The 23032-nt window shown below is 52.1% G+C and carries 19 protein-coding genes; 8 read left to right on the forward strand and 11 right to left on the reverse strand.

Going from position 1 to position 23032, the window contains the following annotated elements; genetic code table 11:
• The first annotated feature begins 152 nt into the window (after positions 1–152).
• Entirely contained in the window at positions 153–1085 is a 933-nt protein-coding gene (locus KQI79_RS09760; protein ID WP_216538041.1) for a S66 peptidase family protein, read from the forward strand.
• Between the two features lie 3 nt (positions 1086–1088).
• Here KQI79_RS09760 and KQI79_RS09765 read toward each other — a convergent pair whose 3' ends face one another.
• The 3 genes from KQI79_RS09765 to KQI79_RS09775 all read right to left on the reverse strand — a co-directional run bounded on the left by KQI79_RS09765 (position 1089) and on the right by KQI79_RS09775 (position 3824).
• Positions 1089–2144, reverse strand: a complete 1056-nt coding sequence (locus KQI79_RS09765) for a nucleoid-associated protein (protein WP_216538042.1) — start codon at positions 2142–2144, stop codon at positions 1089–1091.
• Between the two features lie 57 nt (positions 2145–2201).
• The gene (gene hprK / locus KQI79_RS09770; RefSeq protein ID WP_216538043.1) at positions 2202–3113 is read right to left on the reverse strand and encodes an HPr(Ser) kinase/phosphatase; all 912 of its coding nucleotides are present in this window, start codon (positions 3111–3113) and stop codon (positions 2202–2204) included.
• 162 nt (positions 3114–3275) lie between these two features.
• Entirely contained in the window at positions 3276–3824 is a 549-nt protein-coding gene (locus tag KQI79_RS09775; protein ID WP_216538044.1) for a putative ABC transporter permease, read from the reverse strand.
• Between the two features lie 128 nt (positions 3825–3952).
• On the opposite strand from KQI79_RS09775, the gene KQI79_RS09780 reads away from it, so the two are divergent.
• Positions 3953–4555, forward strand: coding sequence for a nitroreductase family protein (locus KQI79_RS09780; protein ID WP_216538045.1), 603 nt, complete (start codon positions 3953–3955; stop codon positions 4553–4555).
• Between the two features lie 73 nt (positions 4556–4628).
• Here KQI79_RS09780 and KQI79_RS09785 read toward each other — a convergent pair whose 3' ends face one another.
• The 5 genes from KQI79_RS09785 to KQI79_RS09805 form a co-directional block, all read right to left on the reverse strand.
• Positions 4629–6494, reverse strand: coding sequence for an SLC13 family permease (locus KQI79_RS09785; protein WP_216538046.1), 1866 nt, complete (start codon positions 6492–6494; stop codon positions 4629–4631).
• A gap of 157 nt (positions 6495–6651) precedes the next feature.
• Positions 6652–9222, reverse strand: a complete 2571-nt coding sequence (locus KQI79_RS09790; RefSeq protein ID WP_216538047.1) for a winged helix-turn-helix domain-containing protein — start codon at positions 9220–9222, stop codon at positions 6652–6654.
• A gap of 121 nt (positions 9223–9343) precedes the next feature.
• Positions 9344–10324 carry an ABC transporter permease gene (locus KQI79_RS09795; protein WP_216538048.1) on the reverse strand — a complete coding sequence of 327 codons (981 nt, stop codon included), beginning with the start codon at positions 10322–10324 and terminating at the stop codon, positions 9344–9346.
• Entirely contained in the window at positions 10321–11079 is a 759-nt protein-coding gene (locus KQI79_RS09800; protein ID WP_216538049.1) for an ABC transporter permease, read from the reverse strand. Before KQI79_RS09800 ends, KQI79_RS09795 begins: the two co-directional genes overlap by 4 nt.
• A gap of 12 nt (positions 11080–11091) precedes the next feature.
• Complete coding sequence (locus KQI79_RS09805) at positions 11092–12039, reverse strand: ABC transporter ATP-binding protein (protein WP_216538050.1); 948 nt, start codon at positions 12037–12039, stop codon at positions 11092–11094.
• A 174-nt stretch (positions 12040–12213) separates the two neighbouring features.
• Here KQI79_RS09805 and KQI79_RS09810 point away from each other — a divergent pair, with 174 nt between their 5' ends.
• The 4 genes from KQI79_RS09810 to KQI79_RS09825 all read left to right on the forward strand — a co-directional run bounded on the left by KQI79_RS09810 (position 12214) and on the right by KQI79_RS09825 (position 16958).
• The gene (locus KQI79_RS09810) at positions 12214–13968 is read left to right on the forward strand and encodes a methyl-accepting chemotaxis protein (protein WP_216538051.1); all 1755 of its coding nucleotides are present in this window, start codon (positions 12214–12216) and stop codon (positions 13966–13968) included.
• Between the two features lie 21 nt (positions 13969–13989).
• Positions 13990–16299: a M28 family peptidase gene (locus KQI79_RS09815; RefSeq protein WP_216538052.1), complete on the forward strand. Its 2310-nt coding sequence runs from the start codon at positions 13990–13992 to the stop codon at positions 16297–16299.
• 237 nt (positions 16300–16536) lie between these two features.
• Complete coding sequence (locus KQI79_RS09820; RefSeq protein ID WP_216538053.1) at positions 16537–16737, forward strand: cold-shock protein; 201 nt, start codon at positions 16537–16539, stop codon at positions 16735–16737.
• A gap of 23 nt (positions 16738–16760) precedes the next feature.
• The gene (locus tag KQI79_RS09825) at positions 16761–16958 is read left to right on the forward strand and encodes a cold-shock protein (RefSeq protein WP_216538054.1); all 198 of its coding nucleotides are present in this window, start codon (positions 16761–16763) and stop codon (positions 16956–16958) included.
• Positions 16959–17024: 66 nt separating this feature from the next.
• Here KQI79_RS09825 and KQI79_RS09830 read toward each other — a convergent pair whose 3' ends face one another.
• Together KQI79_RS09830 and KQI79_RS09835 are read right to left on the reverse strand one after the other, a co-directional pair.
• Positions 17025–18311 (reverse strand): NCS2 family permease, encoded by a 1287-nt coding sequence (locus KQI79_RS09830; RefSeq protein ID WP_216538055.1) that lies wholly within the window; start codon positions 18309–18311, stop codon positions 17025–17027.
• A gap of 125 nt (positions 18312–18436) precedes the next feature.
• On the reverse strand, positions 18437–19453 hold the full coding sequence (locus KQI79_RS09835; protein WP_216538056.1) for a hypothetical protein: 1017 nt from the start codon (positions 19451–19453) through the stop codon (positions 18437–18439).
• A 160-nt stretch (positions 19454–19613) separates the two neighbouring features.
• On the opposite strand from KQI79_RS09835, the gene KQI79_RS09840 reads away from it, so the two are divergent.
• On the forward strand, positions 19614–20585 hold the full coding sequence (locus KQI79_RS09840; RefSeq protein ID WP_216538057.1) for an aldo/keto reductase: 972 nt from the start codon (positions 19614–19616) through the stop codon (positions 20583–20585).
• Between the two features lie 562 nt (positions 20586–21147).
• Here KQI79_RS09840 and KQI79_RS09845 read toward each other — a convergent pair.
• The gene (locus tag KQI79_RS09845) at positions 21148–21774 is read right to left on the reverse strand and encodes a TetR/AcrR family transcriptional regulator (protein ID WP_216538058.1); all 627 of its coding nucleotides are present in this window, start codon (positions 21772–21774) and stop codon (positions 21148–21150) included.
• 202 nt (positions 21775–21976) lie between these two features.
• On the opposite strand from KQI79_RS09845, the gene KQI79_RS09850 reads away from it, so the two are divergent.
• A complete protein-coding gene (locus KQI79_RS09850) occupies positions 21977–22762 on the forward strand; it encodes a DUF262 domain-containing protein (protein WP_216538059.1) in 786 nt (261 codons plus the stop codon).
• The last annotated feature ends 270 nt before the right edge of the window (positions 22763–23032 follow it).

Below are 23032 nucleotides of genomic sequence, written 5' to 3' on the forward strand. Positions count from 1 at the left end.
TGCTCATACCGGCTCCGGGCCTGAACCCGGCTGGACTTTGGTTGAAACATTTGCCGGACTTAAGTCGAGGGAAGCGGTTATGTTCTACTCCGATTTTCCATATATTGAATGAGATAGCGATGGATGCTTCCACGCTCCGGGAGGGATGAACGATGGCTATAAAACCGCCTATGCTGCAGCCGGGAGACACGATCGGAATCGTTACGCTGGGCAGTCCGCTCGATCCCGGCGTGATCGACGCCAGAATCGAAACGGTAAGACAAATGGGGTTCAAAGTCGTATTGGGCCGGTATGTTTACGCGCAGAACGGATTTTTGGCAGGGACGGACGAACAGCGGGCGGGGGACTTGATGGACATGTTCCGCAATCCGGAGGTGAAGCTGATCTTGCCGTCGCGGGGCGGGGTCGGAGTCGCCGGCATTCTGCCTTATCTCGATTTCCGGGTCATCCGCCGCAATCCGAAAATTGTGACGGGATACAGCGATATTACCGTTCTATTGAACGTGCTGCACCAGTACGCGGATCTTGTCACCTTTCAAAGCTTGCTGCTGATCGACTTTCGCTTCGGAACGCCGGCATACAATTTCGATCAGTTCTTCGCGGCGACATCCACTCTGGACGCCCCGCGAAGAATTGAGAATCCGCCCGGCATGCCGCTGATCGGCCGGGTTCCGGGCCATGCCGCGGGCCCGTTGGTCGGGGGAAATCTGACTTCCTTTGTCGATACGCTCGGCACTCCTTACGAAATCGACGTGAGGGGCAAAATATTGCTGCTCGAAGAGACGCATGAACCGGTCAACACCGTCTACCGTTATATGAATCATTTGAAATTGGCGGGGAAATTCGCCGATTGCATCGGCGTTATTATGGGAGAATGCACCGGCTGCCAAGACGCTTACGGCAAATCGTACGACGATTTGATCGACGATTTTCTGGTCCCTCTCGGGAAGCCGCTGCTGACGAATCTGGCGACGGCGCACGGCCTTTATAAAGCCGCGCTCCCGATCGGGGCGGTGGTGGACATGAATGCGGAATTCAATACATTGACCGTCATGGAACCGACCGTAAGCGCGCCCGTTCCGTAATATTTACGCTTCATTATTAAAAAAGACTTTATAATAGTACATGTTCCGCTCCTCGTCGTAGCCTCTTTCCAAATAATCGAAGCTTTCGCTCTTTAGTTTGATTTCAATATCCGTATCCAATTTTATATCGTTCTTGAACTCCCGTTTCACCCGTTTCAACGCCGTATGCGAGATAGGGAACTCCGTTACCGCGGGCAGTTCGTTCATTTCCTCGTACGATTCTTTATACGTTTTGAAAATGTTAATGTATTCAGGGTCCCGAATCACCTCCTCGGCGAACGATTCTTCCTCGAACTGCTCGTTTTGCGCAAAATATTGAACCGTTTGGTTTAGAAACATGAGTTTATCTTTCTTCTCGAATTGATCCGTCGCCGGGACGATGACGTCGTCGTAAAAATCGGCGCACATCCGAACGTAGGCGTCGGTCATGAAGCTTTCGTCTTTCAATATTTCAATTTTTAGAAAATCGTCCTTCCAATAGGCAGCCTCATTCCCTTTGTTTAACGGATCGACGATGCCGACGGCGAATCCGCCCGCCGCGTTATAGTTCAGGATCAGGCATCCTTTGTCCAATTTGCGGATGTTGATTCCTTCATCGCACCGGACATCCAAAGCCGAATCCGCCGTTTCTTCCACTTTGAGGTACATATCTTTATTTTCCGATTTAAACAGACCGATGGCGTCGACTTCAAAATTGTCGTATATCATATTGTTGAAATGGACGACGTAAAATTCGCCCGGCTTAATTTGCGGATGCGCCTGCTGTTCGTACAGATGTTTCAGCAAATGAACCGACTGCTCGTAAAACGCCGTATTGTCTTTAAAGATCGTATTGGCGTACGTATACACTTCGTTCAATTGAAGATCGGCCTCATGATGAAAGCGGTAGAACGTATCGAATTTAAACGCGGATAAAAAATATTTCAGCAGCGCCGCCTTCAAATCGTCGCCATCGATGTCGCAAACCTCGTTGGAAACGACCATGCCTTCGTCTTTCAGCTTGTTTCCTACTTTATGAATCACAATATTCTGAATCTCGATGTTGGATAAATCGATCACTTGATGTGCTCCTTCTCTCGCAAATATGATAGGTTTCTTACGTTGATCGGCAACTGCTCAAGACAATTGCCCCAACCGCTGGATGAACTCTTCCGCCGCGCTGTAGCCTTGCATTTGCAAATACCAGTTGTTGGCCGCCGCCTCTACCAATCCGGCCACGTCCCGGCCTGGCTGCAGCTGAATTTGAATATGCGGAATCCGGACATCCATATACGTCGAATATTTCGGCTCCTGCAAAATATCGTTGTTCAACTCGTTTTCCTTCCATTTCGTCAATTCAATGTCCAGCACGATGCGCGTTTCGTCTTGGAAGGAACTGCGGCCGTAAATGCGCGGCACGTTAATGAGGCCGATGCTGCGCAACGCGAGAAACTCCCGCGTGTTGCCGTCATGCGTGCCGACAATAACCTCCGGATTGATCTTCTTCAGGACGACGGCATCGTCGGCGACGAGCCGGTGTCCGCGCCGGATGAGCGTAAGCGCGGTCTCGCTCTTGCCGATCCCCGACTGCCCGCGCAGCAAAACGCCAATCCCGGCCACATTCACGCATACGCCATGCACCTGTATTTCCGGCGCCAGCATGCGGGTCAAATACATATCGATCAGCGTCATGAATTTGCTCGTATCGTCCGCAGAACGCAGCAAAGGAATGCCTTCCTTATTGCAGTGCTCCATCAAATATTGGAGTCCTTCCAATTTCCGGGTCACGACAAAGCAAGGAGGATGATATTTCACGACATTGCCGATGCGAATATCCCGCTCTTTCTCGGACAGCGTATGCAAGTAGGTAATCTCTTTCTTTCCTAAAATTTGCACTCGTTCTTGCGGAAAAAAATCGAAATAGCCTGAAAATTCAAGCCCAGGCCGATGGACGCGCGATTTCACGATCGTCCTTCCCAACTGCTCCGCTCCAGCCAGCACTTCCAGTTGAAACCGATCTACCAATTGTTTTATCGTAATGCTCTTCATTCGATCACCTCATCAGCATCTTCAGTCATAGCCATTAGATTCATATACTCCTATTCTATCAAAATAGTTTCGCTTTGATCCATTTCATCCCCTTCGCTTCGCATAATTCATAACCCGGCACCTCATAATAAGGAGCGGGTTACGAAGTCATTTGCCGTCCGCTTACTCGTTCTGCAATGCGGACAAGCCTTGTTTGAAACGGGTTCGAACCGTGTAGGTCGTGTCGACGGCCAAATATAGCAGAAACAACGGGCAGACGACCGACCAAATCGGCTTAGCCGCGGCGTAAAGGGCGGCGACCGACGGATGAAGCGATTCGATAACGGCGAACGAGAGCACAAGCCAGTAGACGGAAAACCGCAGACAGATATGGCCTTGCAGTTGAAACCGGTGTCCGCTGTAGTCCCACCATTGTTTATGGAACAACCGTTGAAGCAAATACCCGCTCGCGTATTCGACGGCGCTTGGAACGAGAAGGCACATCAGCATCAAGCCGCCCAGGCTCGGTTCGCTTGCGGCATAGAGCAGCAGAATGACCGGCGCGAAGCCGTACATCGGCTTGAGCGGACCTCTTAGGAATCCTTCCTTGAAAAACCGGCCGGTTGTCGCGAGACTATAGGTATTCTCCAGCAGCCAGCCTCCGAAAGAATAAACCATAAAATAAAACGCGATCGCCTGCCAATCGCTCGCACTAACGGCGAAATCGCCCATGATATTCCCTCGCTTTCTCGATAATGAACAGTGACCCTATTTTTTCCGATCAAGACGATTTGCATTCACACTAAAAATTATGTACAATAAAAAAGTATGTTACTTTACTTAAGGAGGAAACAAACATAATGTCCAAAGATTTTTATGCTGCGTTAAAAAACAGACGTTCCATTTACGGCATTAGCAAAGAGCAAGTCGTATCGGACGACAAAATTCAAGAAGTGATCCGCGAAGCCGTCAAATATACGCCTTCCGCATTCAACTCGCAAAGCGCAAGAGTCGTATTGCTGTTAGATGAACATCACGATAAATTTTGGGATATCACGAAAGAAACGTTACGAAAAATTGTCGGCAACGACGAGCAATTTGCTTCGACCGCGGAGAAAATGGGGGCATTCCGCAGCGGTTACGGCACGGTCTTGTTCTTCGAAGACGATAGCGTAGTCGAAGGATTGCAATCGAATTTCCCGCTCTATAAGGACAACTTCCCAATTTGGTCCCATCATTCCTCCGGCATGCTGCAATTCGTCATTTGGACGGGACTGGAAGCCGAAGGTTACGGCGCTTCGCTCCAGCACTACAATCCGGTGATCGACGATCAAGTGAAAAAAGAATGGAATATTCCCGACAGTTGGAAACTGATCGCACAACTGCCGTTCGGCAAACCGACGGTTCAACCGGGCGAGAAGGAATTCCAACCGTTGGAGCAAAGAATTAAGGTGTTTAAATAATAACGGCATGAACGAAAAAAGGGTTACGGAAGTAGAATTCTACTAGCGTAACCTTTTTTTATTTGGCTATGAATCAGAACGGAAAAAACAGTGGAAGCACCGCCACCATGACGATCCCCATCAGAAGCTGGAGCGGAATCCCGACCTTCATATAATGGCTGAACGTATAGCGTCCCGCCGACATAACAAGCGCATTGGGCGGCGTGGAGAACGGCGATGCGAAGCACATGCTCGCGCCGATCGACACCGCGAACAGAAACGGATACGGACTTGCGCCGAGCTGAACGGCGGCCGTCAGCGCAATCGGCGCGAGCAGCACCGCGCAAGCCGTATTGCTGATGAACATCGTCATGACGGATGTCGTAAAATATACGCCGGCCAATAACGCCATCGGCCCGTAGCTTCCGAGGGAACTGACCAACCCTTGGGACAGCAGCGCCGCGAGCCCGGTCTTCTCAAGCGCAATCGACATCGGAATCATTCCGCCAATCAGCGCAATACTTTCCCAATTGACGGTCTTATACGCCTCCTCCATATTGCGGACGCAGCCGAATACGACCATCAATACGGCGGCGGCCATTACCGCGGCGACCGCCGGAATCCATTCGGTGACAAGCAGTACGACCATCAGCAGCATAATGCCGGCGGCAATCGGCGCTTTATTGTCCATCGTCACCTTGCGCGACTCTTCCATCGGCTGCCCGACGACGACGACATCGGGCTGTTCCTCGGCGAGCAGGGCAATATCCTTCCATGTTCCCTGGACGAGCAGCGCATCGCCGAAGCGCATTTTCTCTTCTTTCAGATTATGGAGCAAATATTGCTCTTTGCGATGAATGCCGAGAATGTTCACCCTGAATTTCTCGCGAAAGCCCGACCGTTTGACGAGCTGCCCGATCAGTCTCGAGTTGGGCGTCAGCATCACCTCCGCAATGCCGACATCGCTGGTCGCATAGTACTCTACGCCCGAAGTCCGCTCGCGCTCCGGAACGCGACGGTCGAGCAAGGCGAGGCCGTATGTTTCGGCGAACTTCTGCGCCTGCTCGAACGGGCCGTTAATATATAAAATGTCATTCTCCTGAATGACGGTTTCCGGCCCGGCAATCTCCTGATTGATCGTTTTGAAGAACTGGTTCTTCGCGGAAGTTTTGCGGCGGATCTCAATAATGTTCAATCCGAATTGGCCGGGAATGTCCAGTTCGCGAAGCGTCTTCGAGCGGATCGGGGCGTCGTCCCCCACCTGGGCGCGGTACAAGTTCTGCGACAGCTGATATTGCCGCGTCAGTTCCTTGAGCGAGCGCCCGTTGCGCCTTTGCCCTCCTTCCTCTTCATTGCGCGGCAGAAAGCGCCTGAGGAAGAGCATTGCTACGATGCCTACGGCAAGGCAGACAAGTCCGACAGGAGTAAAGGAGAAGAACGACAGCCTCTCGTATCCGCTATTAGCCAGCGCATCCGAAATGACCAGGTTGGGCGGCGTACCGATCAGCGTCAGCATCCCTCCCAGGCTGCTGGCAAACGCAAGCGGCATCAACAGCCTGCCCGGATTGGTCCGGGCGCTTAACGCCAGGCTGACGACGATCGGCATCATCACGGCCACCGTTCCCGTATTGCTGACGAACGTACCGATTGCCGCCGTAACGAGCATCACCATGAGCAGCAGCCGCGTCTCGTTCGCGCCCGCCAGTTGCAGCAACTTCCTGCTTGCCATTTTCGCCAGGCCCGTCTGGAAAATCCCGCCCCCTACGACGAACAGGCCGACCATCATAATGACAACCGAATTGGAGAAGCCCGACAACGCTTCGGCCGGCGTCAATATATCGAACAACATTAATAAAATTAGCGAACCGATCGCCACAAGATCCGACCTTACTTTGCCGGATATAAACAACGCCGACGCCAGTGCCAGCACCGCCAGCGTCATCACCATCTGTCCGTTCACACATCTTCCTCCCACATCTGCATCAATCCCTATTTGCCTTCGACATGGATATAGGGCATTCCTGTCGTTCGCGCAATAGATTCGCTGATCATTCGCCCCGCCGCCTCATAATGTTCAAAATTGAGAGCCGCCCGAACGCCCGGCTTTTCCCGACCGGCTAAGGCAGCAGGCCGATCTGCCGCGCTTTCTCCACCGCTTCGATGCGGTTGGAAACCTGCAGCTTGGCGTATATATTGATCATATGCGTCTTGACCGTCGCGACGGAGATACACAACCGGCTCCCGATTTCTTTGTTCGATAATCCGGTCGCAAGCACACGCAGCACTTCCAGTTCGCGCGCGCTCAGCAATTCATCGGTTTTCTCCCGCTCCCACAACGACAAGAGATCGTTCATAAATTTCTTCTCATTCTCGTTCAAATCGCTATCCTTCTCTTGTTTCAACCGCATAAGCGCTCTGCGTGCGACCTCGCCTTCCAATATATACGAATAGGCGATTTGATTCTCCCAGCTATAGTGCACGGCTTCCCGGATTAAATTTAATATTTCCCTTTGCCGATCGCCCTTGTCCTGATCCAATATGCGGATTTTCAACAAGATGGACTCGACGAGAATCGTTTTGACCTTATGCTTCCTTACGCGCTTTAAAATATCGTCCAATTGCGCCAACGCCCGGTCCCCTTGCGACCACATGATACGCGCATGCACCAATCGATCTTCATAACGCAACGGCCTGGGATTCCCGCCTTTTTCGACCCAATGCAAAAACGAACGCAAGAGCTCCGGGTCCGCGTCATCGATCAACAGCTGATATTTCAACAAAGATGAATGGTATAACGGATGTTCATAAAAAACAGGGAACGAGGTTAATTGTTTCATTCTCCGGGCAGCTTCTTGTTTGTCGCCGCGCAATAAAAAGATTTCCATCCTATTATGAACATATCCTCTTTCCATTGAAACATTCTCTTTCTGCAGCTTCCGTTCCGCCTGCTCGAATATTGCTTCCGCCCGGTCGAGCTCCATCCTTTTCATATAAATGCCGCCCATCCCGATCAAACTGTTGGCCGCCAGCGGAGACAAATAGGAATGCTCTTCCACGAGCCGGAATAACGATTCGTATATGCGTTCGCACTCTTGCAGATCGCCCATCGCCTCGAGCAATTGGCTTTTGCAGGTCAAAGCGAAGTAGCGTATATACGGATTGAGGAAGCCGCTCTCGAGCATAACCGCTTTATCGATGCATTCGACCGCTTCGGCGTATTGATCCATGAGACCCAGCAGCATCGAACTGGTTACGTAAATAATCGCTTTCGTCACATCGCTAAAACCCATATGCTCGATCTCGTCGATCAAGCCTGGATTCATCTCCAGACCGACAGCGGCGTCATCCATGAAAAAACGGGTGAATTGCAGCAACTTCCAGAAAACGTCTTCTTCGGACTTGCCGCTTAGATCGTCCAAAACGGCTCTGCATTGATCGAACTCCAAATTGCAAAAATGATAGAACAGCCGTTGAAACAGCAAATCCCGGTTATCGACGAGAAATTCCAGCGGAATTTGCCGCAAATACGCCCATCCTTTGACCGTCTGCTGCAAGCGGCAAATCAATCGCAGCGCTTCGCGGTATTGTTCCGCCTGAATGTAATGCTTTACGCTCTCATCCGTGTCGCCGAACCGCTCGAAAATCGCCGCCGCCTTGCAATGCAGTTCCCGCTTGGCGCCTCCGTCGCGCTCCGCCAGCCTCTGCCGCAGAAACTCGCCGAATAAATGATGATAACGATACAATCCGGCCTTTTCGTCAATCGTGACGAGAAACATATTTTTCTCGAGAAAACCGTGAATGAGCGTTCTTGCATCGTCGACGTCGAGCAGTTGATTGCACAGCGATTCGTTAAAGTAGGACAAGACCGACGTGCAAATCAAAAACCGCGTCTCCTCTTCGCTTAACGATCGGAGGATTTCATTGGATAAATAATTCGTCATATATTTGTTAAGGCCTTTAGCCGGGCCGAACGGCATATCCCTCTTATGAGAATGAGCCAGTGCCATCAACTGGAGTCCGCCGACCCAGCCTTCCGCCAGTTCGTTCAACTTGCCCGCCGTCGCATCGTCCATTCCCGTCCTCAACGTGTCCTGAAGAAAACGAACCGCTTCATCGGCGGAAAATCTCAAATCGCTCTCGTCGATTTCCAGATACTTGCCGGATATCATCAAATCCCCCAAATACAGCTTCGGCGTCTCCCGGGTTAATATAACGAGCCGAATATGATCCGGGCTGTACTTCATAAAAAACTCGATCGTCTGCAGCAATTGCGGGTCTTCCACCGTATGGAAATCGTCCAAAACAATCGTTAGACCCCCAATATCATGCAATTGATTGACGATTAAGATCAGCATATTCTCCATATCCCGCTTCTGGGGGAGCGCTTCGAAAATGGACAGCAGATCGTCTACTTTGCGGCCCAAGTCGCCCTTTAGCGCCTCCAGAACATAGTACCAAAACGAAAAAACGTCATTATTGTCCTCATCCAACGCGACCCATCGAAAATCCGCGCACCCGAACTCATGCATAAAAGAAGCAAGCAACGTCGTCTTGCCGCTCCCGGCGGAGCCTTGCACGAGGATCACCTTGTATTCCTGCATATGTTCCAGTTTGCGAAACAGCTCTTCCCGGCGAATATAATTGTTGCGCGGAGCCGGCGCGATCAACTTGGTTGAAATCAGTTTCATGCCATCCTTCCTTCCAGCCCATTCGAATCGAAATGGAAGTGTGCGACCGTGTTGTTTAGCGAAATACCTCTGTTTGAACTGCCTCTATTACTATAACACGGGCGCCCCCGGCTCCGCACATTCAATATCGCCCTTCCTTGCTTCGTCTTCGGCAAATCGCCCAGCCCGCAACAAACAAGATCGCCGTAAAAACCAGCAAATAACCGATTTGCTGCGAGCCGGCCGCCGTCGCCGTGCGCTGTTCCAGGTCCTGAACAAGATTCAAAAACTGCTTTTGCGGCAGCAAAGACACGACGACCTTCATAAGTCCGCCATGGGAGAACGTGTAGAAACTGCCGGACAATATCGAAGTCAGCACAATGATGCTGGCCGCAGCCATCATCGCGTTATCGAGGCTGTCGATCCATGCCGTCATGAACAACGCGAAGGCCGTGGCTAACGCCGCCAATAGGCCGAGCAGCCAGGCATATTGCAGAAGCGTAAACCCGAGATCGAGACCGAGCAGCGTTTGCGCCGCAACGAGCAATACATAGGTCGGCGCATACAGGATTACAAAGCAGAACAAGCTCTGGGCCAGCATGTAGCTCGTCAAGCTTGCAGGCGAGACGATTACGCGGCGCAACGTGCCGTTCGCCTTATCCTCGGCAAACAAATTCATAAACAGCATCCCTTCCAACAGCACGAACATAATGAGGAACCCCAAAATATTCATGCCTACGCCGCGTTTCGCTTCCTCCGACTGCGGGCGTTCGGGACTCGCGAGCGCCTGCTGCAGTTTCTCCTTGAACGCATCGCCTTTCACCGTCTCGATCTTGTGGGTTCCGTTTCCTTGGTCGACAATGACCGCGTCGTATTTTCCCCGTACCAATTGAGACTTCGGCGGGACCTCCGCCAGCCGTTCAACGCGAAAGTCCTTCGTGCCGATCGGCATCTCGTCCGCTTCGGTTACGACGGCAATGCTGCCTTTCATATCAAACGCAGCCGTAAAATAAATCGCGAACGCCATCGCCGCGATCGTCATGGCAAGCGTTGAGAACAAGTAATTTTTGCGGCTTTTCATACGGTTCATATTGTTGCGAAATACAGATCCGACACCCTTCATACATAATCCTCCGCTCGAAAAGTAAGCTTGCAGCCCCACAGTAACAGGAGCGTTCCCAGAATGCAAAATCCGACGGACGGCAAAAACAATCCGAAATCATGATCGTAGATGATGCGGAAGACCGCCTCAGCCACCCACTTTACCGGCGACAGATACGATATGGTCTCGATCGCGGACCCCAATCCGTCCAACTGAAAAAACAAACCTCCAACCAGGGCCAACGCGTTGTTGATCATACTGAGAATTTTGTTGCTCAATTCTTCGCTTTTCAGCAAGCAGCACAACAGGACGCCCAGGGCCGAAGAGAAAAGATTGAACCCTGTCAGAATCAGCGCTACGCAAATCCAATTCCCGCCGCCGAAGTTAATGCCGAACAAAAGACGGGTCAACCCGATCAACAGGAAGGAGCTCGCGCTCGCAAAGAGAAAGGTCGCCGCCATTTTGGAGACATAAATATAAAACGTAGGTATAGGCGAGTACAGAATCCGCAAATTGCTCGTCTTCAAGCTCTTCTCCATAAAACTGTTCGCGGCGATCATCGATACGTTCAAAGCTGTAAAAATCAATATTGTGACCCCGTAATAATCGTAAGAAGTTACTTCTCCGCCTCCGTACACCGTGCCGGTCATGTAACCCAGAACCGCGATCAGCAGCAGCGGGAATACCGAGTTGGACATGATCATGACGGGATTTAAGATCAGATTTCTAAGATCCCGCGTCAGAATGGCGTTGAAACTGCGCAAATAGATCCGCATGGCGGTCCCTCCTCAATCCCGCAACGTCCTGCCGGTCAGCTTCAGGAATACGGTTTCCAAGCTAGCGACGGAGCTGGTCATGTTCTGAATTTTCAAACCTTTGCCTACAAGGAAAGAAATGATGGCGTCCAAATTTTCGATTCCTTTCAAGGTCGCGATACGAATGCGATTTTCATGAATATATACCTTCTTTACCCCGTCGATGCGGTATAGCTCGTCTTCCTGCAGAAGTCCGGCATCCTCCACATCCACCTCGTACAACTTTTCTTCCCCTAGCCGCTCCTTCAACTGCTCCTTCGTCCCGCAGGCGATGATCTTGCCGTGATCGATAATGACGATTCGGGTCGAAATTTCTTCGACCTCCTCCATGTAATGAGTCGTATAAATGATGCTGGCGCCCCGCTCCCTCAACGTTCGGATCGATTGCAATATATGATTGCGCGACTGCGGATCGATGCCGACCGTCGGCTCGTCCATAATGATGACTTTCGGCTCGTGCGCAATAGCGCAAGCGATGTTCAGCCTTCTTTTCATTCCGCCGGAAAAGGTTTTCGGCTTCTCCTTCTTCCGTTCGGACAGACCGACGAAGGCAAGCGCCCCGTCCGTTCGCCGCTGTAATTCCCGGCCGGCAAGGCCGTATAACGAGGCAAAAAACTTCACATTCGCTTCGGCCGATATTTCCTCGTATATGGCGATATCCTGCGGAACAATGCCCAAATTTCGTTTCAACCGGTTCGGATTGCGGTCGATTCGCTCCCCTTCGAAACGTATTTCCCCTTGATCGTAACGCAGCGCGGTGGACAAAATGTTGATCGTCGTGCTTTTCCCCGCTCCGTTCGGCCCGAGAAAGCATAAAATCTCTCCCGGATATACGTCGAATGTAATGCCTTGCAGCGCTTGATGCTGTTTAAAGCGCTTCTCCAACTGCTTCACCTCAATGATCGGCGTTTCCGTTGCCATATCAATCACTCCTTTTGCAACAATCGTACCGTGCGGGCAAAAGAAAAGAATCAACCAATCGGTTGATTCCGAAGGTTGATTCTTGCGGTTTAAAGACTTCGAATTGGTTGGAATTCCCACCTCTCCATAGTATAATAGAAAGAATTGATTCAAGACACTGGAGGGTATATTGACATGAAGACATCTTCCCCGTTTCAAGTAAGGTTGACGATCCGCACCAAGCTGATCGCCTCCTGCTTCATTTTGCTTGTGATCCCGATCCTCATCGTTGGCGCTGTAAGCTATCGGACCTCAGCCAATGAAACGAACGCTCTGATCGAAAAAAATATTCAAAACAATGTTGAGATGGCCAAAACGCTGATCGCCTCTTTTGACGAATCCGCCAAAAAAGGATTAATCTCCAAAGAGGAGGCCCAGGAACGGGTCAAAACCGCGCTGCTCGGGCCGAAAAACGGGGACAAAAGGCAAGGAAACAAAGAAATCGATCTGGGAGAGAACGGATATTTTTATGTACTGGACGAAAAAGGAACGCTCCTCGCCCATCCGTCCATGGAGGGGCAAAATATTTGGGATAAAAAGACGAGCGGAGGCTTTTATTACATACAAGACGTGATTCAAAACGCAAAGAACGGCGGAGGCTTTACGACCTACTCCTGGCCCCTGCCGAATTCGCAGAAGGAAGCGCCAAAAATCGTATATGCCAACCTTTATCCGGATTGGGGCTGGATCGTTTCCGCCGGCTCCTATATGCAAGACTATAACCAAGGGCTTCGAAATATTCAAAATATCATACTGATGACGCTCATTTCCTGTTTTATCGCCGGACTCGCGTTTGCATTGCTGTTTGCCCGGCATATTTCCAAACCGCTCGCCGCGGTTGCGAAACAGACGGCGCGAATCGCGGAAGGCGATTTAACCGATCATCATGCGAGGATTACGAATAAAGACGAAATCGGCGCATTGGGAAACCGATTCTCTCAAATGGGAGAGAGCTTGCGGCAACTGGTTCGCCACATTCGGAACAATTCCGATCTCGTCTCGCACAATATGAGCCAGCTCACGGCTTCCGTCCATGAAGTCGCACAGGCGAGCAATCAAATCGCCGCTTCGGTGCAAGAAATTTCACAGCTTACGCATACGCAAGCGCATCATGTGGAGGAAAGCGCCAATGCCATGGAAGAAATGGCGGCGGGCATTCAGCGGATCGCCGCAACGTCGTCCGATACATTGGCCGTATCCGAGCATATGGCGCGCGAGGCGCAGCAAGGAAATCTGTCCGCCATGGAATCGACGGCCAGAATGACGGCGCTTCGTACGACGGTTCAAGACTTGGCGGCCGTTATCGAACAGTTAACCGACCGCTCGCAGGAAATCGGATCGATCGTGGAAGTCATTACGGAAATTTCCGACCAAACGAATCTATTATCGCTGAACGCGGCGATCGAGGCCGCCCGTGCGGGAGAATCCGGCCAAGGCTTTGCCGTCGTCGCCGCGGAGATCCGCAAGCTGGCGGAACGTTCCGCACAATCGGCGGGGCAAGTGTCGGGACTGATCGAAACGATTCAGCAGCATATCGCCTATACCGTTGCCGAGATGAAGCGCAGCGAACAAGAAGTAGAAAGCGGCGCGGAGATCGTCGCGAAAACCGGCGACGCCTTTCAACGGATTATGGAAGCGACGAAGCAAACGGCCGAACAAATCGAAGAGGCTTCGGCGGCGTCGGAAGAATTATCCGCCAGCTCGCAGCAAATTGCAGCCTCGTTACAGGATATGAAACGGGCGTCCAAAGCAACGGCGGATACCGCCCAGTCCATCTCCAGCTTTACCGAGGAGCAATTGGCCGCGATGGAGGCCATCTCTTCGACATCCGCCAAGATCGGCGCCATGGCGGAGGAACTGCAATCGGCAACACATCGATTTAAATTGTAGCCAATAGGAGGAATGAAATTCATGAGACCGTCCCCCATCATGATCAATAGACGGCCGGCCAAACCCGGCATTCTTGCATCCTTGCTATTATGGATCGTTATTCTATGCGCGGCGGCGATCGGCCTTGCGCAAATCCGCGCGCCGCAGCCGGTCGCATCGGATGCCGCACCCCATCGCTTCTCGGCCGAACGCGCGCTGGCGGATTTGGAAGCGATCAGCCGCGAAGCGCATCCGGTCGGTTCCGCGGCGCATGACGAGGTGCGCGATTACTTATTGCAGCGGTTGCGCGAACTAGGGCTGACGCCTGAAGTGCAGCGAACGACATCTGTTTCCGTTTCCGGCCATACGACCGCGGATGTGGAGAATATTGTCGCACGAATCGAAGGGAAGGCCGGCGGCGGCGCGATCATGCTGGCCGCGCATTACGATTCCACGCCCGGCGGACCGGGGGCGGCGGACGACGGCGCGGCCGTTGCCGCCATCCTGGAAACGGTTCGCGCTTTGCAAACGGGGGAACCGCTCGGCAACGACTTGATCGTCCTGCTGTCCGATGCCGAGGAAAACGGCTTATTGGGGGCGCGCTCGTTCGTGAAGGAGCATCCGTGGGCGAAAGAGGTTCGCCTTGTCTTGAATTTCGAAGCGCGCGGCAATCAAGGACCTTCGTTCATGTTCGAGACGAGCGAGCGAAACGGATGGCTGATTGAACAATTCAGCAAACAAGCATCCTCCCCGGTTGCATATTCGCTCATTTACAATCTGTATAAGCTGCTGCCGAACGATACCGATTTCTCGGCGTTTAAAGAAGCGGGCATGCAAGGCTTGAATTTCGCGTTCGGCAATGGCATGAACGCCTATCATACGACGCTGGACACCGTCGATCGGCTCGACAAAAGCAGCCTGCAGCATCACGGCGAATATATGCTCAGCCTGACACGGCATTTCGGCAACAGCGATCTGGCGCAGCCGCAACAAACGAACGACCGCGTTTATTTCAATGTATTCGGTTCGGCGATGGCGACATATCCTCAATCTTGGGCCGTGCCGCTCGCCGCCATCGCCGCCGTCTTCTATATCGCGACCTTGATCCATGGCTTCCGCAGCAGAAGTCTGACGTTGGCAGGATACATCGGCGGCTTTGCCGCCGCATTGGCAAGTCTCGCTCTCGCATTCGGCATCGCCGCGGCCGCATGGTCTGGGTTAAGCCGGTTCTTTGCCGAATATCGGTGGATGTTGGAAAGCGACCCAACGGTCAGCAATCCGTTTTTCTGGTCCTTCCTCTGCTTGACGGTTGCGGCGATGCTGCTTGTGTTCGGCTTCCTTGCCGCGAAAATGCGGACGGAAAACGGTTGGGCCGGTTCGCTGCTGTTATGGCTTATTTTAACGGTTGCGACAAGCTACCTCCTTCCGGGAGGCAGTTATCTATTCGTATGGCCGTTATTGTTCAGCTTGATCGGACTCAATATCGCCTTTCGTACCGGCACAACGGAGTGGCCTGCCGTTCTCGGCGCCATTCCGGGCCTCCTGTTCATGGCGCCGATCATTCATATCGTTTATATGTTGATGGGATTGCCTTTAGCCGGCGCACTATGCTTGTTGACGGCTCTGGCGATGACGTTGGTCATCCCGGCCGTTCGCTCCTTTCCTTTGGCGAAAGGATGGGTCGCGCCGCTCGTCATGCTAGCGGTATCCGTTGCCATCGCGGCGGCCGCTTCCTGGAACGTCATGCCGTCGTCTTCGCATCCGAACCTTAGTCAAATCGTCTATTTCAAAGATGCGGACCGGGGCCGGGCGATATGGGCGAGCGGCCAAACGCCGGACAACTACACTTCCGCATTGCTGGCGGAAGGAACGAGCCGCGGCGATATTAGCGGGGAGCTTCCTTTCCTGACCGGAGGGCTGCAGTCGTTTGTCAGCCAAGTCTATTTCAACGACGCGCCCGTTTACGATGAACCGGCGCCGGAAGTGGAGAAAATGGACGACGCCGTAAACGGCGATAGACGTACGTTAACGCTCCGGATTCGTTCCCTCCGCCAGGCGGAAGAGTTGACGTTCACAACGAACGCGAAAATGACCGTTTACGGGGCAAGTGTGAACGGACAACCGCTTATTGCCGAGACGAGACAGGTGGAAGCCGATGATCCCTTCAGCTTCAAGCATATCGGTTCCGGCAAGAACGGCATCGAGTTGCGAATCACGGTCGGCCGGAATGACGACGTCCGCTTCTACGCAGCCGATTGCAAATACATGCTGCCGAATGAAGTTCCGCAGCGGCCGGAAGCGCTGATCTCCTACCGGGATATGACGTTTGTTTTCAAGCATTATCAAATGTAGCCGTTTCATCCGCCTCTCTTCCCGTTTTCGAAGAGAGGCTGTTTTTTTCGAAATAGAAAACCGCAAATGCTTATTGTTATAAATTTTTTTATGTGTTATAATGAGTTATTCGTATATATGAAGTGATAAATTCACATATTATAAAGAGTAATCACACATATTATGGTGCTCTTTACAATGTGTGAATTTTTTTCTTCGTACCATATACGGGTACAACAATTTTGGAGGTTATGTAGGATGGAAACAGGAACAGTGAAATGGTTTAATGCGGAAAAAGGCTTCGGATTTATCGAAATCGAGGGCGGGAATGATGTATTCGTACACTTCAGCGCGATTGCGGGCGAAGGCTTCAAATCTTTGGACGAAGGACAACGCGTGCAATTCAATGTTGTTCAAGGAAACCGCGGACCGCAAGCCGATAATGTTGTGAAATTGTAGAAAAACTTACAGGAGGGATTCTTTTGTATTTTTCCAAAAAAACCATGGAGCCTCTTCAAGAGGAACCGACTCTAGTCTGGATGTGCAGCGATGAAGGATGCTTATGCTGGATGAGGAACAATTTCTCTTTCGAGGAAACTCCGACTTGTCCCATATGCCATTCGGCCATGGTGAAAAACACGAGAATGCTCCCCGTTCTTTCCAACAATACAAGCATGTAGGCTTCACAAACGAAGCCCGATCCGGAAGTCGTCCGGATCGGGCTTTTTTTGTGTACGTTATTGCCGCTACAACGCATGCAGTACGAAATTGGCCAGAAACAAGGCGGCGATCACATACGCGGCCATACCGACTTCCCGCCATTTGCCCGCGGCGATTTTCAGCAGCGGATAAGCGAGAAAGCCGAACGCCATCCCGTCAACGATACTCGAGGTCAGCGGAATAAACGCGATGATCAAATATGCGGGAAACCATTCGGTCATATCGTCGAACGGAATATTGCGCACATTTTGAATCATCAATCCGCCGATCAGAATCAGCACCGGCGCAATCGCCGAATCGGGTATCAATTTGATGACCGGGAGGAATAGCAAGGAACCGGCAAACAATACGCCCGTCGTTACGGCCGTCAACCCCGTTCTGCCGCCCGACGCAATGCCCGCGGCGCTCTCCACCGCGGAAACGGTCGGGCTAGAGCCGAATAGCCCCGACGCGATGACGGACATCGCGCTCGCTTGCAAACTGCGCTTGAATTTCTCCGGCCGATTCGCCATCTGCAATTGGCCGTGGATCAGGCCGACGCTTTCGAACAAAATGACCAGCACCAATGAGAATACGGCGATCCAGAATACCGCCGTCGTCGCCTTGGCGAACGACATCGCGCCGAATACGGAAGCGTAGTCCGCCGCGGAAAAACCGAAGCCGCCTGTTTCACCGAGCTTCGTCCCGCCGAACAGCGCGGCCAATAACGTACCGGCCGCAATGCCGATCAGCAAGTTGCCGCGCACGTTTCGCACGAACAGTACGAGCGTTACCGCGAACGTCGCCATGGTAAGCAGCGGTTTGGCATGCGCCAAGTTGCCGAATGCCACGAGCGTGCTTTCGCTGGGAACGACGATGCCGCCTTTTTGCAAGCCGATGAACGTGAGAAACAGGCCGATCCCTGCCGTGATCGCATGCTTCAGCGATTCGGGAATCGAGGCTGCGATCAGTCGCGAAAGCGGCGTGAACGATACGACGGTCACCATAATGCCGGAGATCAGCACCGCGGCAAGCGCTTCTTGCCATGTAAGGCCCATGCCGTGCACAAGCGTATACGAGAAGAGCGCGTTAATCCCCATGCCCGGAACGAGCACGATCGGGCTGTTCGCCCAAAAGCCGACCAGCAAACAACCTGTGACAGCGGTCAGCACCGTAGCGATGACCCCTGCTTCGAAAGGGACGCCCGCGTCAGCCAATATCGCGGCATTTACGGCAACAATGTATACGACGGTGAAGAACGAGACCGCTCCCGCCATCGCTTCTTGGCGGAAGCTCGTTCCATGTTCCTGCAAACGAAACCTTCTGTCGATCATGTTGTCATTGCACCTTTTGTAAACCCCTCGCCCACCCTGGCCATTCGCCAAAGCGAAGATGGCCCGTTACCATCTTACCAGAGAAAGCTTACTCCCGCTATCTTTTTTCGATACCTGCTATGCAATTATTTTTTCTCCGCGATCCGTTTTTCAACCGTTTCCCTCATCGAATCTTTGAACGATTTCATTTCCGGAGCGTCCGTCTGCTGCCCGTCTTTTTTCACATAGACTTGCCCGTTCGATTGCTTCACGATATCCAGAAACTCCTGCACAAAGCCGCTTGTCACCGTATCGGGATGCTCCGCGACGATCTTCTCCAAATTCGCCTTTGCCTCGCCGGTCAGGCGGTAATCGTTATAGTCGAACGTCGGCGTATTGTTCAAACCGAATAGCACCATGGTCAACTTGTGCAAATAATCGATTTTCACGGTATCGAATCGAACCGAATCCGGATATTTCGCCAAATAGTTTTCGGCCGCCAGCGCTCGAGCCGCCAATTCGTCCGCCGTAATGGCCAGAGCGGCATCGCGCGCTACAGGCTGTTCGGAATCGGCCGCTTTGAGCGCAATGTAATCTTTGATCGCATCGGTGAAGTACGATTGATAAGCCTCCGCCAACGCTTTATAATCGACAACCGGAAATACGGAGCCTTCCGCCGTCTCTAATTTATATTTGCCTGCCAGCAAGCCTTGCACCGCGGTCCGCAGCTTCTCGTCTTTCAGTTCCGCCGCTTTTTGCCCGGTCATCGGAAGCTCTATTTCCAGCAACGCTTGCTGCGCTGCCGGGTCCATCAACGGCTGCTCGGCGGAGGACAAATCGGTTTCATAGAACTTTTCGAGCAGTACGAACATTTCGTCTGCTTGCTCCGGCGTCGCTCCTTTCATATGTTGATCCATCGCGCCGATCGCGCCGGCCGCGTCTTTCGCGTTATTCAATTCCTGTTCGAACTTAGGGACGGCGTCCGGATCGGCATCCGGCGTTTCAGGCGTATTGTTGTCGGGCTGCTCTTCGCCTGAGTTGTCGCCTATGCCCGGCGGTTCGGCCGGCGGCTGTTCCGCACCCGTGCCGCATGCCGACAATAAGGCGCCGAACAGCAATGTGCACGCGATGAGCATACTTGCCTTTTGCTTGATTTTGTTCATTCTAGTTCCCCTCATTTCCGAAGCGTTATATGTAATAAACGAGGAAAGGGCTTGATTTGTTGCGAACGTTCGCAGGCGGCGCTCCTTCCTTTTGGCATCGGGACCGAACTTCTCTATAATGTGAAATAGACAGAACCGAAATCGAAGGAGTGTGATGGATATGGCAAACTTACCGCTGCATCGGCGGAATATTCCCGTCAGCCGTCTTGCGCTCGGGTGCATGGGATTCGGCGGAGAATGGAATCAAAATCCGGTAACGAGCGAACATATCAGACAAGGGCATGAGGCCGTCGAAGCGTCCTTGTCGATCGGGATCAACCTGTTCGATCATGCCGATATTTATACGCAGGGAAAGGCGGAGCGGGTATTCGGGCAAATATTGGCCGAACGGCCGGAGTTGCGGGAGGGCATTTTCATTCAATCGAAATGCGGCATTCGCTTTGCGGAAAACGGCGTGCCGGGCAGATACGACTTCTCGAAAGAACATCTATTGGGGAGCGTTGACGGAATATTGGGCAGATTGGGGATCGAATATTTGGACTTCCTCCTCCTGCATCGGCCCGATCCGCTCATGGATCCGGAGGAAGTCGCGGAAGCGGTGCAACGGTTGAAATCGTCCGGCAAAGTCCGGCGGTTCGGCGTCTCGAATATGAGCGCAGGCCAAATCCAACTGCTGCAATCGTATTGCGGCGAGCCGTTTCTCATTAATCAACTGGAAATGAGCCTGGCGAAAATCGGCTGGCTCGAAACGGGCGTGCATGTCAACCAGGACGCGGCCCGCAACGACGTCTTCCCTGAAGGCACGTTGGAATATTGCCGCCTGAACGATATTCAAATTCAGGCATGGGGTCCGCTGGCGCAAGGGCTCTTCTCCGGACGCGCCTTGGACGGGCAAAGCGCGGCTGTCCAAGAAACCGCCGGGCTCGTAGAGCGGATGGCCGTAGAGAAAGAAACGACCCGCGAGGCGATCGTGCTCGCTTGGCTCATGACCCATCCTGCAGGCGTGCAGCCTGTAATCGGGACGGCCAATCCGGAGCGGATTCGCGCATGCCAAGATGCCGAGCGCATCGTCTTGACGCGCGAAGAGTGGTACACGCTCTACGTCGCCTCCAGAGGCAAAGCTTTGCCGTAACATGGAGAGTGCAGGATTGTGAGGATGAGCGTGGATATCCGTTCCTTATTCCCCTTCTGCGCTTCAATTTCATTTGTAATTTGACTCCAACAGGGCGGTAGCAAGGTACTTTCGCTCCCTAATTCATAACGTTACGCTGTTGCACCGGGAAATTGCTATACATTTCAAAAGACCGCCGGCGGCAGACGGCCCTCGAACGCGCTAACGAAACTCTAACACGCAAATCACCTGTTAATCGCCTTGTTGCTCGTGTAATGAAACTGTAACACGCTAATGACGGGAGAAAAGCGATAAAACCACCGATTTCCAATGAATAACGATTTGTACATTCGTTAGAATGACGACGTCTCCATTTTGAGCCCAATAAGGATTATGAGTTTCGTTAGCGCTAAACAAAGGAGCGTAGGCCCGCGCGGCGCGGATCGCCTTCGAAACGAAATGCCCTTTATGGCCCGGCTTTCTTTCCCGCTGGGGCGGAGGGCAATGGTTCCGTTATTCGTTCGTCGGACGGCTTATTTCTACGCTTTTGCTGCGAATAAAGAATCGGATGTCCGCCGACCGTCTACTCCTCCATTTTCCGCCGGAACCCGAGGAGCAGCACATCGATCGCCTCGGCGAAAGTCGCGTTCAATCGATCCATTAATTGATCGACCGTCTCCTCCGATTGGTTGTACGTTGCTACGATGCCATGCACCGTATAAACCATAATCCGGCTGTAAGCCAGCAGCCGGTCGTCCTCCTCTTCCAAGCGGAGACATTGCCGAATGCCCTCCATGAATTGGGCGAACAGCGCGTTGCGAAGCCGGTTCACCTCCAGTTCGGGCTCCGCTTCGTCCACCCGCACCGACTTGGTGACGAAGAAGATCGGATACATATTGCGGTTCGCCAGACAAAACCGAATAAACTCTTCGCCAATGCCCTTCACTTTATCCTCCGGGGCAAGCGCCTTCGATTGAAGAATGCTATCGAACCGCTCTTTCAATTGTTCCAACGGCGGCATGGACAGTTGATGCAGGAGCGCCGTTTTATCCTTGAAATAAATATAAATCGTCGTATGGGAGCAGCCCGCTTGTTTGGCAATTTCCCGCATCGTCACCGCATCGAATCCCCGTTCGGCGAATAAGGCGCCGGCTGCGGCCACGATCGCTCTTTTCGTTTCCTCGGAACGCAGTTCTTGTTTGTTCGCCATCTCTAACGAATCCCCCTCCCCTTTCGATCAGTAACCATCGGCTATAATATAACCAATGGTTATTTTTAAGTCAAGCAGGCGCATTGCCTTCCCCTCTTTCGCGATCCACCCTTATTTTACCACCCCACCCAAAAGATATTGGATGTTACAATGATTCCAGGTGACGACAAAACCATTCAACATCAAGCGGAGGTGCGTACAATTGACCAACAGCGCAAACAATATGCAGCGCAAGCTGATCGAAATCGAGGAAAGATTGCGGTACAGTTCCGAGCCTGCATATGTTTTTAAACGAGGCGACAAGGTTCAGGTAGGCAATTTCCATGACGCGATAGTGGAAGAAGTATTGCATGACGGGAAAACGTATTTGATCGATTATACGGAAGTAAGCCAAAATTACGGCGATCCGATTCGGCGCGAACATCAGAAGGGCTATTTCAGCTGGGTTCAAGTGCGAAAATATCAGGAGGAACAACCCGAAAGCATGATCCAAAATACGGATTTGAATTTGCGGTTCTCCTATCGGATGCTGATTGACCTGATCAATAGAGTGTACCATTACGGAGTCAATTTCGATCCCGAATATCAGCGGGGATACGTGTGGGAACCGGAGGACAAAGTCAAGCTTGTCGAGTCCGTCTTCAGCAATATCGACATCGGCAAATTCGCATTTATTCAATACGATACGAAAACATGGGTCAAACGGGGGTTCGGTTACGAAATTCTCGACGGGAAACAAAGGCTTCGCGCCATTATCGATTATTACGAGGACCGTTTCAGATGGCGCGGCAAAACGTTCAGCGAGCTCAGCCCGCGGGACCGAAACCATTTCCTTAATTATCCCGTCATTTTCGCGGAGCCGAAAGGATTATCGCGGGAGCAGACGCTCCGGTATTTCATCCTGTTGAATACGGTAGGCAAGTCGATGAGCCAGGAGCAATTGGATCAGGTGAAAGCGTTGCTGGAGGAGGGCCCGGAGGAAGCTTGACACTTGCGCCGATGCATTATATATTGGTCTTAAGACGAATAACATTCCATCTTCTAACAACGGGAAGCACCCGTAAGAGAGGCAGCCGCCTTTCTTGCAGGTGCTTTTTTTGTTGTTGCGCCGCTGTACCCGTTCCGAATCGTTATATTAAAGTCCAGCGGTAAGATGTCAAGCCCCTGATTCATGAGAATTGGAAATTTACTTTAAGGAACAGGTCAATGAGTCAGGAAAAAAGACAACACCAAACTAAACCCAGTTCAAAAATCGAGT

The sequence above is a fragment of the Paenibacillus sp. MSJ-34 genome (assembly GCF_018918005.1).
In the GTDB taxonomy this organism is placed as follows: Bacteria; Bacillota; Bacilli; order Paenibacillales; family Paenibacillaceae; genus MSJ-34.